At 54.6% G+C, this 14,323-nt stretch carries 8 protein-coding genes and 4 pseudogenes; 6 read left to right on the forward strand and 6 right to left on the reverse strand.

From position 1 onward, the window contains the following. Window positions 1-3 precede the first annotated feature (3 nt). Entirely contained in the window at window positions 4-1,419 is a 1,416-nt protein-coding gene (locus tag N6V40_RS07380) for an MFS transporter (protein WP_131089811.1), read from the reverse strand. A gap of 361 nt (window positions 1,420-1,780) precedes the next feature. Here N6V40_RS07380 and N6V40_RS07385 point away from each other — a divergent pair. The 3 pseudogenes from N6V40_RS07385 (at window position 1,781) to N6V40_RS07395 (ending at window position 4,672) form a co-directional block, all read left to right on the forward strand. Further along, window positions 1,781-3,003, forward strand: a pseudogene (locus N6V40_RS07385) (thiolase family protein). 2 nt (window positions 3,004-3,005) lie between these two features. Further along, window positions 3,006-3,798, forward strand: a pseudogene (locus N6V40_RS07390) (enoyl-CoA hydratase/isomerase family protein). Window positions 3,799-3,800: 2 nt separating this feature from the next. Further along, a pseudogene (locus N6V40_RS07395) lies at window positions 3,801-4,672 on the forward strand (3-hydroxyacyl-CoA dehydrogenase family protein). A gap of 78 nt (window positions 4,673-4,750) precedes the next feature. Here N6V40_RS07395 and N6V40_RS07400 read toward each other — a convergent pair. Continuing rightward, the gene (locus N6V40_RS07400) at window positions 4,751-5,653 is read right to left on the reverse strand and encodes a serine protein kinase RIO (protein ID WP_131088872.1); all 903 of its coding nucleotides are present in this window, start codon (window positions 5,651-5,653) and stop codon (window positions 4,751-4,753) included. 140 nt (window positions 5,654-5,793) lie between these two features. Here N6V40_RS07400 and N6V40_RS07405 point away from each other — a divergent pair, with 140 nt between their 5' ends. The 3 genes and pseudogenes from N6V40_RS07405 to N6V40_RS07415 all read left to right on the forward strand — a co-directional run bounded on the left by N6V40_RS07405 (window position 5,794) and on the right by N6V40_RS07415 (window position 10,831). Next, complete coding sequence (locus N6V40_RS07405) at window positions 5,794-6,525, forward strand: tyrosine-protein phosphatase (RefSeq protein ID WP_262199556.1); 732 nt, start codon at window positions 5,794-5,796, stop codon at window positions 6,523-6,525. An 84-nt stretch (window positions 6,526-6,609) separates the two neighbouring features. Continuing rightward, window positions 6,610-8,732, forward strand: a pseudogene (paaZ, locus tag N6V40_RS07410) (phenylacetic acid degradation bifunctional protein PaaZ). Between the two features lie 320 nt (window positions 8,733-9,052). Next, window positions 9,053-10,831: a carbohydrate-binding module family 20 domain-containing protein gene (locus N6V40_RS07415; protein WP_262199557.1), complete on the forward strand. Its 1,779-nt coding sequence runs from the start codon at window positions 9,053-9,055 to the stop codon at window positions 10,829-10,831. Between the two features lie 51 nt (window positions 10,832-10,882). Here the strand turns inward: N6V40_RS07415 and N6V40_RS07420 are convergent, their stop codons facing one another. The 4 genes from N6V40_RS07420 to paaI all read right to left on the reverse strand — a co-directional run bounded on the left by N6V40_RS07420 (window position 10,883) and on the right by paaI (window position 14,262). Then, complete coding sequence (locus N6V40_RS07420; protein WP_262199558.1) at window positions 10,883-11,620, reverse strand: nicotinamide mononucleotide transporter; 738 nt, start codon at window positions 11,618-11,620, stop codon at window positions 10,883-10,885. Between the two features lie 196 nt (window positions 11,621-11,816). Continuing rightward, entirely contained in the window at window positions 11,817-12,431 is a 615-nt protein-coding gene (locus tag N6V40_RS07425) for a TetR/AcrR family transcriptional regulator (RefSeq protein ID WP_131088868.1), read from the reverse strand. A gap of 32 nt (window positions 12,432-12,463) precedes the next feature. Continuing rightward, complete coding sequence (locus N6V40_RS07430; protein ID WP_262199559.1) at window positions 12,464-13,783, reverse strand: phenylacetate--CoA ligase family protein; 1,320 nt, start codon at window positions 13,781-13,783, stop codon at window positions 12,464-12,466. 32 nt (window positions 13,784-13,815) lie between these two features. Further along, on the reverse strand, window positions 13,816-14,262 hold the full coding sequence (gene paaI, locus N6V40_RS07435; RefSeq protein WP_131088866.1) for a hydroxyphenylacetyl-CoA thioesterase PaaI: 447 nt from the start codon (window positions 14,260-14,262) through the stop codon (window positions 13,816-13,818). Window positions 14,263-14,323: the final 61 nt, after the last annotated feature.

The raw sequence follows: 14,323 nt of genomic DNA on the forward strand, positions 1-14,323 counted from the left end.
TCTTCACTGGTCCTTCTTCACCGTCGCTAGAATCCCGGTGTCGTGGGCATCAGGGATCTCGGTGCCTCGTAGGGAGGCGCCCGCGGTTTCCGGCATGTACTTGATGGCGATCATGCCAATGACGCAGGCGATCATCATGTAGACCGCAGGGAAAAGTAGGAAGCCTGTGGCATCAATGGCAGCCTCATTAACGATGGCCGCGGTTCCGCCAAAGAGTGCGGTAGCAATGTTGTAGGTGACCGCAAACCCGGCGAAGCGAACATGTGAGGGGAACATGGCCGGGAACGTGGCAGTAATCGTTGCCAACTGCGGAATGTACAACAGTCCGAGTACCGCAAAGCCAACGATGGCCCAGCCAAAGCTTTGTCCCATGAGCCAGAACATTGGTACAGCCAGAACAAATAATCCAATGACCGACGTGTACCACATGGGTCGGCGGCCCACCCTGTCAGAGAGTGATCCAGCAAAGGGGATGACTGCCATCATGGCCACCTCACCGATCAAGATAGTGGCCAATGAAGCCTTGGAATCCAGACCTAACTGAGTTTCCAGATAGGTCGGCATGTAGCTGAGCAAGGTGTAATTCACGACGTTCAGTGCAATGACCAGCCCGCTCATGGTGAGCATTGGCTTCCAATAGGTCATCACTAATTCTTTGAGTGTGCTCTTCTGCTGGGTTTCTTCGGCTTCTTGCATCTCCTGGAAGACTGGGGTGTCTTCCAACTTGCTTCGCAAGTACAAACCGATCAGGCCCATCGGTAATGCGAGGAAGAACGGGATGCGCCAGCCATAAGCCATCATGGATTCTTCGCCCAGGGTGATCTGCAGCAGAAGCATGATTCCAGTGCCTAAGGCGAACCCGCCCAGTGTGCCGAACTCAAGGAATGATCCAAAGAAGCCACGTTTGCGGTCCGGGGCATATTCGGCCATGAAGGTTGCTGCGCCACCGTATTCACCGCCCGTTGAGAAGCCTTGGACCATGCGAAGCAAGACAAGCAAGATCGGTGCAAAGACACCGATGGTTTCAAAGGTTGGAAGTACACCAATCAAGAATGTCGCAAGAGACATCATAATGATGGTCAAAGCGAGGATCTTTTTGCGTCCCAGTTTGTCCCCGAGTGGACCCCAAACCAGTCCGCCCAGTGGGCGAACCAGGAAGGAGAGCGCAAAGGTGGCCAAAGCCATGAGTGTGCCGCCCTCGGAAGGGAAGAAGTGTGCGGTGATATAGGTGACGGCTACCGCATATACACCGTAGTCGAACCACTCGGTCATGTTACCCATGGCGCTGGCGGCGGTAGCTTTACGAATTTCTTGGCGTCCGGCGGTGGTATTGATGTCAGGGCCGATGTCATGAGACAAATCGGGAGAAAAAGAATCGGCAGGTGTTGCGTGGTTGGGTTGGCTGTCATCCGGTGGCATAACTGCTCCGTTGCTCTTCAGCTTTTCGTCGACCGGACGCCCAGGGGATACCTCGTTATATTGACCCTGGGTGACGGTCCACGATCTGGGCAGGTGCCCAGAGTCGGTCAATCTCCACAGGCTACGTCAGGAGAATTCGAGATTCAATGTTTGACATGGATTTGTTTGTTTAGACGCTCTGTGAAATTTGCCAAATAGGTTCACGTTCTTGACGGCGAGTGAACCTTTCTGTGATTCTATTAGTGAACGAATGGTCGGTAAGTTTATGCGGTGGTTTGCGCCACCGCGAAAAACATCTTTCCGGACCCTGACCCCTGAGGTTCAATAAGTGGGGTTGGCCCCGGAGTACAAAGGAGTATTCATGGCTGAGGCATATTTGGTGGGCGGAACCCGTACTCCTGTGGGGCGTTACGGTGGCGCGCTGAGTCCGGTACGCCCAGATGACTTGGCAGCCATCACTATTTCTCAGCTCATCAAAGCCTCAGGCATTGACCCAGCAGCGGTTGATGAAGTGATTCTTGGCAACGCCAACGGTGCAGGCGAAGAAAATCGCAACGTGGCCCGCATGGCAGCGCTCCTTGCCGGGTTGCCGGTGAGTATTCCGGGCATTACGGTCAATCGCTTGTGTGCCTCGGGGATGAGTGCCATCACCATGGCCAGCCATATGATCAAGTCCGGAGCTGCCGACATTGTGATTGCCGGCGGCGTCGAGTCCATGTCCCGCGCCCCTGGGTAATGGAGAAGCCAGATAAAGCATTTGCCAAGCCCGGAGCCGTTTTTGACACGTCTATTGGCTGGCGTTTTACCAATCCTCAATTTCTCTCCGGTGAGCTATCCCGCGAGGGCAAAGCAACTTTCTCCATGCCAGAAACGGCCGAAGAGGTGGCCCGCGTATACGGCATCTCCCGCGAGGACTGCGACGAGTTTGCCGTACAGTCCCACGCCAAAGCCATAGCCGCCATCCAGGCGGGGCACTTCCGTGACGAGATTGTTCCGGTAATTGTTAAGCACCGCAAAGGTGAAATGGTTGTTGATACCGATGAGGGCCCACGTGAAGGGACAACTCTTGAGGTGCTCGCCGGGCTACGGCCAGTAGTAAAGGGCGGCAGCGTGGTCACCGCCGGCAATGCTTCCTCGCTCAACGATGGCGCCTCAGCAATTCTGGTCGTTTCCGAACGCGCCCTAAAAAAGTACGGGCTGAACGCCCGAGCACGCATTATCGACGGCCAGGCCGTCGGACTGGAACCAGAAATCATGGGCATGGGGCCGGTGCCGGCTACCCGCAAGGTGCTTGATCGTGCAGGGCTAAAGATCGATGAGATCGGCGCCATGGAAATCAACGAAGCGTTTGCTAGCCAGTCCTTGGCCAGTATCCGAGAACTGTCAGTAGACCCAGACATCGTGAACCGCGACGGTGGGGCTATTGCTCTGGGCCATCCGTTGGGCTCAAGCGGTTCGCGCATAGTCATTAGCCTGCTGGGCCGAATAGAACGTGAACTGGCAGGTGCTGAACGCAAACTTGGTGTGGCCACCATGTGTGTTGGCGTGGGGCAAGGTTCAGCGATCCTCTTGGAAGGTGTCTAAACATGGACAACCTGACGCAGAACTTTGACACGATTCTCGTCACTGAAGGTGAAGATCGGCTTTGGGTTCGCCTGCACCGACCAGAGGTGCGCAATGCCATCGATCAGTTAATGGTTGATGAGCTACACACAGTGTGTTCCTACCTGGAAAAAACCCGAAGATCTTGATCCTTGCCGGTACACCGGGCCAAGCGCCCAGCGAGGAAAATCCCAAGGGGAGCAAGGGGATCTTTGCCTCCGGTGCGGACATCTCCCAGTTACGTGAACGTCGCCGCAATGACGCCCTGGCCGGAATTAACTCCGGCATCTTCGAGCGCATCGCCAAGCTTCCCATGCCAGTTATTGCTGCTCTAGACGGATTTGCTTTAGGTGGCGGAGCTGAGTTGGCCTATGCCGCAGACTTCCGTATCGGCACCCCCGAACTTCGAATGGGCAATCCGGAAACCAACCTTGGGATCATGGCTGCCGCCGGTGCGACCTGGCGACTCAAGGAACTCGTGGGTGAACCGCTGGCCAAAGAGATCCTCTTGGCAGGCAAAGTGCTTACCGGCCAGCAATGTCTTCAGGCTGGTCTGGTCACCGAACTGCATGAGGCGGCGGACCTTGATACCGGCGCTGAAGCTTTGGCTGATCGGATTGCCGCCCAAGACCCGCTGGCGGTGCGCATTACCAAGTCGGTATTCCATAGCCCACGTGAAGCCCACCCGCTCATCGATACCTTGGCCCAAGGAATGCTTTTGAATCCCAAGCCAAATTTGATCGTATGCAAGAATTCCTTGATCGAAAGAAGAAGTAACCATGAGCGCAAGTAACACCTTGGCCGCCGGCCAACTTCCGCAACGCAGCGGAGTGCTCGGTGGCGGACGCATGGGCGCCGGTATCGCCCACGCACTATTGATTAGCGGAAGTACCGTGGTCATAGTTGAGCGCGATGATGCCTCGGCGCAGGCTGCTTTTGAGCGAGTAGCTCAGTCCGTGGAAAAGTCCATCGAGCGCGGTGTGGTCAGCGAATCCAAGACCGAGCTACTGCAACGTTTTTCGGTCAGCACTGACTATCAGCAGTTCGCCAACGCTCAGCTGGTGATCGAAGCGGTTCCCGAAATCTGGGACCTCAAGGTTTCTTCCTTGCAAGCAGTTGAGCAGGTACTAGCTGCCGATGCGGTCTTGGCTTCGAATACGTCCTCCCTATCGGTGAGCGGCTTGGCCAAAGAATTAGAGCGTCCGGAAAAGTTCCTCGGACTGCACTTCTTTAATCCGTTCCCGCGTCCACATTGATCGAAGTAGTCATCGGTGAACAAACCGATACCAGCTTGATCGAGGCCTCACGTGGTTGGGTTCAGGCCTTGGGAAAGACCGCAGTGGTGGTCAATGATGCTCCGGGTTTTGCTTCCTCACGCCTGGGGGTAGCTATCGCATTGGAAGCGATGCGCATGGTTGAAGAAGGTGTCGCCAGCGCCGAAGATATCGATAACGCCATGGTGCTTGGCTATAAGCACCCGACCGGTCCACTGAAGACCACCGATATTGTCGGACTGGATGTGCGTTTAGGAATTGCCGAGTACCTGCATGAAACTCTGGGGGAGCGGTTTGCGCCACCGCAGATCCTCAAGGATTTGGTGGCTGAAGGAAAGCTGGGGCGCAAGAGCGGCCAAGGCTTCTATAGCTGGTAGGAAATATCGGCAATTGGTCACAACACTTTCAGTCCCGTCGGTCGTAGCTGACCGGCGGGACTGAACGTTTTAAGGAGCCTAGAACAGGTGGCCTAATAATGAAGCGAACAGCTCATCGGGATCATGCACATGACCCTTGGAAGCAAACCACTCGCAGAGGTTCAGGCAGTCACGATGTAAGAAGTCCATACCGTGCGGATTGCCAGCGAGGTCCACACATTGCGGGACATCGATAACAACTAAGCGCTCGCCGGAGACCAGAAGGTTGTACGCCGATAAGTCACCGTGAGCCACTCCCAGCCGCGCGAACTTCTCCAACGCATCGGTGAGTTGATCCCACAAAGCAGGTAGCCGTGGATCAAAACGCGCAAGCTGTTGAAGTCGCGGGGCTGCGGCGAACGGATCATCTGGGTCGGCAATGAACTCCATCAGGATTTCGGTGCCGTCGATCTGTACTGGGTAGGGCACCGGGATCCCTGCCTCATAACAACGCAAGAGATAGGTCCACTCGGCGTTGGACCACTGCAAAGCTGCAATGTCTCGGCCATAGGCAGAGTTATTGCGGATTGCGCGGTTATCACGGGAGCGACGTGCTGAACGGCCGTCACTATAGGCCTGCGAACGGCTAAATTGCAGGTGGTCGCGACTGCGGTAACGTTTGGCCGCCAGCAGGCTCTTGCGCTCGCCGATAGCACGTTCAAGCAAAAAGACGTCGCCTTCTTTGCCTGTCTTGAGGATGCCTAACTCGGTATCGAGGGCGCCAGCATCTTCAATGAGCCACAGTGGATAGGGCTGAGGACCTCTCAGAGCCTTCTCAACAAATGGCCACGTTGAGTAGCGTTGGCCGGCTGGTGGTTCATCGGTGAATGATTCATTCCAGACAGGCTTGTGCTTGTGGAATTTGAGTTCTGTCTCAGTGTCAGCGGATTTTGACGTGATCAGCTGTGAGCTGGTGGATGGTTCTCCAGCAGGGAAATGCATTGGGGGAAGTCCTTAAGGAAAGAGGTAACTGACCGGGAATAGCGGTAAACAATCATCGTTACCCCTCCTTCAATAGACTGATTGACACTTGTCAATGACTAAGACTCTACAACAGTGAATCAATATGTTGCAATGGGTAAATGAGTCAGGAAGTGAACTATCACAAGCAGGTCGGGGACCTGGCGTGGTCAGGGGCGGTGAATGCGCGACATATCTGCGGAACTTTCTATCGCATGGGTCGCCATGAATGGCTGAGCGCTGAAGGTTGGCAGCAAATGCATGCCGATGGCGTGGCCAAGGTAATTGACCTGCGCAACCCAGCGGAGATTCATCGGCGAGAACATGACCCAGCGGTACCCGAGGTCAGTCTTGCTCGTATTGAACTAGTGAACCTGCCACTGGAAACCCCGGGCAATCAACGCTTTGAGTCCATCGCGGTTCCTTACATGAATCACACCAGTATGTATCGGTTGGTCTGCGAAGAATTTGGCAGCCAGCTACGTGAGGTCTTTGAAAATTTGGCGGATTCACAAGGGGCCACCGTGATTCATTGCTCGGCAGGACGTGATCGTTCAGGACTTATTGCGACGCTCTTGCTTGATTTGGCTGGTCAGGGAAACCAGATTCTGAAGCATGATGAACTTGCGGTGCGAGGCATTAATGAATGGCACCGGGTATCGCCCCGCAAGCACCCGTACGAGAGTTTTCGTGAGGAAGAAGAACTGCGACAGGTCATCAATGAGCGCGCGGTAGCACTGGAAAAATTCTGTACTTGGATTGGTTCAGCGCAGTCCTACCTCGAACAGCAGGGTATGGACCCGGCATTGTTGGAGCGTTTACGAATCTTGGCGAAAGATGACTCATTGATCTGAGGCAGCTTAAGGTGTCCCCGGTCACGCTCTTCCTGATATGGTTTAAGTTAATACTGACCGACCGTTCAGGAAGGAATTGTGTCAATGTCGACAAAACAGATCAGCGCAGTACCCAGCTTCATCGCGGGACAATGGTGGACTCCCGAATCTCAGGGAGGAACCGAGGTTCGCGATGCCAATACCGGAGAGCTGCTGGCCTCGGTAACTAGTGACAAATTGGATGTTTCCGCCGCCGTTGTCTATGGCCGAAGCACCGGGCACCAAGAACTTGCCAAGCTCACCTTGCACGAGCGGGCGTTGAAGCTCAAGGAACTGGCGCTGTATCTGAATGAACGACGCAAGGATCTCTACGAGATCTCGTTCAAAACCGGAGCCACGAAAACAGATTCCATGGTGGATATTGATGGCGGCATTGGTGTGCTCTTTACGTTCTCTTCCAAGGGACGTCGCGAACTACCCAACAACAATGTCATTCTTGACGGCCCCACTGAGCCACTAAGCAAAGACGGCTCATTTATCGGCACACATATCTACACCGCCATGAGCGGAGTAGTGGTGCAGGTGAATGCCTTCAACTTCCCGGTCTGGGGCATGCTGGAAAAATTTGCCCCCGCCTTTATTGCCGGTGTTCCAACCATCGTTAAGCCAGCAACGCCAACGGGCTACCTGGCAGAGGCCGCAGTACGACTGATGCTCGATTCAGGCATCCTGCCAGAAGGATCCTTGCAGCTACTTTCAGGCTCAGCCCGAGACCTCATGGATCATCTGGATTACCGTGACATGTTTGCCTTCACTGGCTCAGCTGCCACCGCAAACAAACTTAAATCCCATCCAAACGTTATCGACGGGGAGTGCGATTCGCGGCTGAAACCGATTCCCTGAACGCGGCCATTCTAGGTTCGGACGCAGAAGTGGGAAGCGCCGAATTTGAGGCCTTCGTCAAGGTAGCCGTCACTGAGATGACCAGCAAGGCCGGCCAAAAGTGCACCGCCATCCGTCGCAACATCGTTCCCTCGCGCTTGGTTGACCCAGTGATTGCAGCTATCGGAGAGCGCATTGACCAGCGCGTGGTCATTGGTGATCCGCGCGTAGCGGGCGTGAATATGGGAGCTTTGGCTTCACTGGAGCAGCTGAGCGATGTGCGGGCTGCCGTGCAAGATATGATGGCTGCCGGCGGCGAGCTGGCCTATGGACGTCTTGACGCGCCAGCGGTGCGCGTAGCGCCCGAAAAGGACGCTGTTGCACAAGCCGGTGCTTTCATGTCACCGATTGTTCTTCGCTGGAATGATGCACGTAATCCACTGGTGCACTCGCGTGAAGCGTTTGGACCAGTCAGTTCGGTCATCGGCTACGAGAACCTGGACGAAGCAATCGAACTGGCTGTCATGGGTGCCGGGTCCCTTGTAGCAACCGTGTGCAGTAACGACGCTGAGACGGTGCGCGCGCTGACCTTGGGCATCGCTGCGCATCACGGACGTGTTCACATCCTGAATCGAGAAACTGCTCGTTCAACAACTGGCCACGGCTCACCGGTACCGCATCTGGTCCACGGCGGACCAGGCCGTGCCGGTGGCGGCGAAGAGCTAGGCGGAATCCGTTCGGTCAAGCACCATATGCAGCGCACCGCCGTACAGGGTTCACCAAATATGCTCACCGCGCTGAGCGGAGTATGGCACTTAGGGGCCGACCAACGATTGGCTGGAAGTGAAAAGTTTGGTGGCGATGCGCAGTACGTCCACCCATTCCGTAAGTCACTTGCCGAGCTGCGCGTTGGGGACGGATTCGCCTCGGATCTGCGTGTTGTGCACTTAGAAGAAATTAGTGAATTCGCGCAAAAAACCGGCGATACCTTCTACGCTCACACAGACGCCAAAGCCGCGGAAGCTAACCCATTCTTCCCAGGGATTGTTGCCCACGGCTATCTTCTGGTGTCATGGGCCGCGGGCCTCTTCGTTGAGCCAGCACCGGGGCCGGTACTGGCCAATTATGGGTTAGAAAACCTACGGTTCATCACTCCAGTTTCGGCCGGGGACGCCATTCGCGTGACGCTGACGGCCAAGAAAATCACCCCGCGCGTCACCGATGAATATGGCGAGGTCGCGTGGGACGCAATCTTGCACAATCAGCATGATGAGATCGTGGCAACCTACGATGTTTTGACTCTGGTGGAGAAAGAAAATATCACTTACGCAAACTTCGGAAGCTAAGCTCTTAGATCCATAGAAGGTGGGCGTCGCACTATGCGACGCCCACCTCTTTCGTGTCTGCTCCGATGAACTGTGGAGCCCATGTAAGCGTTTCCAAAATGTTCTCAAACTCATACTCATGGCAAAAAACTTTCGTCAATCTAGGCCGAGAATATCGCTGATTTAACCTGTTTACAGAAATTTACTTCTTGGTTAGACCTAAGAAAGCGTTTACAGTTGTGCCTCAGGTCACATATTGATGGGGAGATGTGTGGCTAGTCGATTCGGAGCGCAGGTTCCGCCGGATCGTTGCCCAATCATCACATCAAAGGAGCATTTCTGTGGGACTTTTGTCATCACGCGCCAAATCAACTAGACGCAGAATCGGAGCACGAGCGGCCAAACCAGCTGCCGCTCTAGCCGCCTCACTAGCCTTGTTGGCTGCCCCATTGTTCGCCGCCCCAGCTCAAGCGACAACCCCATCAAACAACGGGAAGGATGTCATTCTTAACCTCTTCCAGTGGAACTGGAACTCGGTGGCCCAAGAATGTAAATCAAGCATCGGACCAGCAGGCTTCGGGTACGTTCAGGTTTCACCACCCGCTGAGCACCTTCGCGGAACAGCCTGGTGGACTTCCTATCAGCCGGTGAGCTACAAGGTGGACTCAAAGCTGGGTAACCGCGAAGAGTTCTCGGCCATGGTCAAAAGCTGTAACGATGCAGGCGTCAAAGTAGTCGCCGACGCCGTGGTCAATCACATGGCTGGTGTGGGCCAGTCCGGTACCGGGACCGCCGGCTCGCCATTCTCGGAAGACAACTTCCCAGAGTATTCGGCCCAAGACTTCAACGATTGCCGCACCAACATTTCCAACTACGCTGACCGCTGGCAGGTTCAAAATTGCCGGCTAGTCGGACTGCAAGATTTGAAGACTTCCAGCAGCTACGTTCAGCAGAACATCGCAGACTATCTTGATGATCTGGTCTCGCTAGGTGTCTCCGGATTCCGCATTGACGCCTCAAAGCACATCCCGGCTTCTGATCTTGAGGCGATCAAATCAAAGATGAAAAACTCGGGTGTTTACTGGGTCCATGAAGTTATCGGAGCATCTGGGGAACCTATCCAGGAAAGCGAATATCTAGGTAGCGGCGACTCATTTGAATTCGACTATGCCCGTCAGCTGAAGAACGACTTTGATGCACAGATTTCCAACCTGCGTTTCATCGGTGATGGCAAGTTTAACGGCGCCAATGCTGGGGTCTTCGTGACTAACCATGACACCGAACGCAATGGTGAAACCATGAACTACAAATGGGGAGCCAAATACCTGCTAGCGAACGTTTTTATGCTTTCTTGGCCTTACGGTTCGCCCTCGGTGTACTCAGGCTTCTCATTCACTGACAAGGAATCCGGTGCTCCCGGCGCCAGCGATTCTTCGGTGCCCAACGCCAACTGTGATTCATCGGCATGGACCTGCGAACAGCGGCAAGAAGAAATTATTGGAATGGTCGGATTCAACAATGCCGTTGGCGACGCTGCGGTAAGCAACTGGTGGGACGACGGAAATAACCAGATCGCCTACGGACGAGGTAACAAGGGATTTGTCGCCATTAACAACACCGGGGCTGCCACTACCCGTCAGTACACTAGCGCGCTAGCTGCCGGGACCTACTGCGATGTCGTCTCCGGTGCGGACTGCTCGCAGAAGATCACCGTGGGAGCTGACGGCAAGTTCACCGCGACCATACCTGCGTACGGTGCACTGGCGTTGCACGTGGGTGCACTCGGTGATGGCTCAATCGGTGGGGGAACCGACCCGGTCGAAGAAGCCGGTGACGTTAGTGTGGCAGTAACTGCCGAAACCACACTGGGGCAGAATATCCGAATTGTCGGCAACCAGGCGATGCTGGGTAATTGGGACCCGGCCAAGGCGCTGGCGCTCTCCTCGGCAAATTACCCGAGCTGGACCGGCACCGTGGACCTTCCTGCCGGGACAACCTTTGAGTACAAGTACATCAAGTATGACCAGAACGGGAACACCAGTTGGGAGTCCGGAGGCAACCGCACCGCCACTGTTGGGGCCGATGGATCACTGGTTCTGAAAGACAGCTGGCATAACTAGCTCCAACAAAAAAATCCCGCCCAAAAATGGGCGGGATTTTTTGCGGAAAACTTACTTTTCAGAGTCAGCGTTCAGCTTATCCAAAGTGGCTTGCTTTGCCTTTTGCAGTGCAAGTTCTTCTTCGCTCAGTTCCTCATGAGCAACCTCTGAAGCACCGGACAGGTTGCGCCAGAGGTAGAAGCCATACACGGCGGCCAGGGCGATAAATACGTACAAGCCGATCATGCCCAGCATTGGGGAGATCATGAAGTAAATGACCAGATCAGCGATGGCCGCAAGGGCCAACAACAGCCAACCCTCACGAACGCCTCGTGCGATCATCACGAAGGATGCGAAGATCGCTGCGTCGGCGAAGTACATGACCCAAATTTCCGGCGTAGCGCTCAGGAAAGTGGAGTTGAACAAGAATGGGCCGAATCGCAAAGCAACCAACAAGATCAGGCCAACAAGCATGCCAACGGCAGACCACATGGTGATTCCAGTACGGGTTACTTCACGGGTGAACTTGCCGTGAAGCTTGTATTGGGAGAACCGCCAGAGGCCAAAGATCGGCAGCAGCAACAGCGGAATACCGTAGATCAGTCCAAGAAGGTCAAACTGCAGCGCAGAAATCAGTGGGCCGACAAAAACGGCAAGAATCAGAGTCCACCAACCCAGATCGTTGCGATGGGCCAGCAAGATTGCAGAGACGAAAACTAGCAACATGCTTGCGGCGGACAGCAGGATTTGAACATAGGAACTATTGCTGTCAGCAGTAGCCATGAAAAGGGTTTGTAAGATTGAATCCACGGTGCTCTTCACTCGATCGATTGGCAACGGCAGGTGCACAAGGCACCCCTTAGATGCTAGCCGTGATTCCTGTGAGTCAGTGAATCCTGTAAGGGTTGGATGCAACACAACCCTCGTGCCTGATGATGCAGAAACAAGAATGCGACCCTCTACCCGTAAGCAGAAGGTCGCATCCTCAAAGTTGCTAATCTAGCTATTACGACTTGGTGTGCAAACCGGTGAACAGCAAAGAGATGGCTTGTTCTTCAAGCTTCGTCGCTTCGAGGGGACCATCTACGCGGTACCAATCCACCAATGAATTGATCATGCCGAAGAGTAATCTGGCGGTGCTTCGTGGATCTAGATCTTCTCGAAGCTTGCCGTCGCTCTGCGCAGCTGTGACCAATTCAGCTAACTGGCGGTCCATGGCGCGTCGGCGCTCCAACGCTTGACGTTCAAGTTCGGTGTTGCCACGCAAGCGAAGCAACAAGGTGACGTACAGGCGCTTGTCAATCAAAATACGAATCGTTGAACGCAGGAAAAATTCGAGCCGTTCATCGGCGCTACCCTCATGGGACTGCACCTCGGTGATCACTGCTTCCAAAGGAATCAGTGCTTCATCCAAGGCAAGGCGCAACAAATCCTCTTTAGAAGGCACATGGTGATAAATCGCGGACTTGCTAATGCTCAGTCGGTCGGCGAGTTTACCCATCGAGGTCGCGTCGTACCCGTATTCGTTGAAAGCCTCAACGGCAATGCGCAATACGGTTTCCTGGTCGTAGCCGGGGCGCCCTCTTTTAGCCGGTCGACTTGCAGTGTCAGTGGTGTCCATGATGAATCGATTATTCCATGTCCCAGCTCGGATTACTGATTACGTAGGTCATAGATGCGCTTGAGTTTACCCATGGAACGCTCCAGCGATTCAGGTTCTACAACATCGATGGCACACGATGATCCAATGTGAATCTTGATCAGTTTGGCTAGTTCCTTGCCTGCGTGCTCGGCCTGCTCGGTGGAAGTATCCATGCGACGCTCCACCTTGACGGCCAACTGGTCCATGCGATCAGGGCGGGAGAGGATGAGTTGGAAGTGCGGGGAGAGACCCGGAACCTTCAGGATCAATTCTTCAACCTGGCTGGGGAACAAGTTCACGCCACGCAAGATGATCATGTCATCACTGCGTCCGGTGATTCGACCCATTCGACGGTGTCCGGGACGAACGCTGCCTGGCATTAGTCGAGTGAGGTCATGGGTGCGATAGCGAATGATCGGTAGGGCCTGTTTGGTCAAAGAAGTGAAGACCAATTCTCCGTGCTCGCCGTCGCCGAGGACCTTGGTTGGGTCAAAGGCATCAATGATTTCCGGACGGAAGTGATCTTCCCAGATGTGGCTGCCGTCTTTACGTTCATTTGATTCTCCAGCGACGCCTGGGCCCATGACTTCGGAAAGTCCATAGATATCGCAGGCATCAATATTGAACATTTCTTCTAGCTCGTGACGCATTTCTTCAGTCCACGGTTCTGCGCCGAGCACAGCAACCTTGAGCGAAGTGCTGCGTGGGTCAATGCCTTTGCGTTGCATCGCGTCCCCGATAGTCAGCAGGTAGGTTGGCGTGCACAAGATGGCATCCGGAGCGAAGTCTTGGATCAGTGAGATCTGCTTATCGGTTTGCCCACCGGACATCGGGATAACGGTAGCGCCCAGGCGTTCGGCTGCAGCGTGCGCGCCCAGTCCACCGGTGAAGAGTCCGTAACCATAGGCGTTGTGAACCTTCCAGCCTGGTTTCACTCCCGATAGGCGAAGGCACCTTGCGCCCAACTTGGCCCAGTCATCTAAATCCTGCTGGGTGTATCCAACAACGGTGGGTTTTCCCGTGGTTCCTGAGGAAGCGTGAATACGTGCAACTTCGTGCTGTGGGACGGCGAACATGCCAAACGGATAGGTCTTTCGCAGATCTTCTTTTTCCGTGAAAGGGAACAGCGACAGGTCGCTCAGTTCCTTGAGATCACTGGGATGGACGCCTGCAGCATCATACTTTTCCTTGTAATGAGGAACCTTGTTGTAGGCCAGATGCAGGGTGTCCTTCAAACGAGCAAGTTGGATCGATTCGATCTCATCACGGCTCATGGTTTCTTCTGCGTCAAGCGGGTTTGGCAGCTCAACACGGCGGGAGGTCTCAGACATGCTAGAACTTTCGTCAGGAATGGACTGGGGGATTAGCGCGATTTTGGCTTAGGTATGGTGCGGGAACGTCCGCGGAATTCGGCGATAACTTCGCTAGTGCCGTCGCTGGTTTCTTGAGTGACCGTAATGTCGTAGAGTCCGCTACGTCCTTGTTGCGAGACTCGGTTGCCGGTGGCAGTGAGTTTTCTGCCCAGCACTGCTGGCTTTAGGAAGTTGATGTCTGCTCCGGAGGCCACGGTGATGGTTTCTTCGGAGCCTTCGACTTCATTGCAGCTCATGGCGAATGCGGTGTCTGCAAGGGTGAAGATCATCCCGCCATGACCAATGCCAAAGCCATTGAGCATTTCTTCACGAAGCTCCATGGTGATGACCGCATGTCCGTCACTGGCTTCGATGACTTCAATGCCTAGCCATCGGGCGGCAGTATCATTGCGGAGAATCTCGTGGGGTAACGGCTCTTCTACCTGAGTTTTGGTCATCATTGTCCTTCGCCGATTTATTTACCGAACGATCATTAGGTAATAACATAATGTGAGCTAA

The sequence above is a fragment of the Glutamicibacter sp. M10 genome (assembly GCF_025452055.1).
Taxonomy (GTDB): Bacteria; Actinomycetota; Actinomycetes; order Actinomycetales; family Micrococcaceae; genus Glutamicibacter.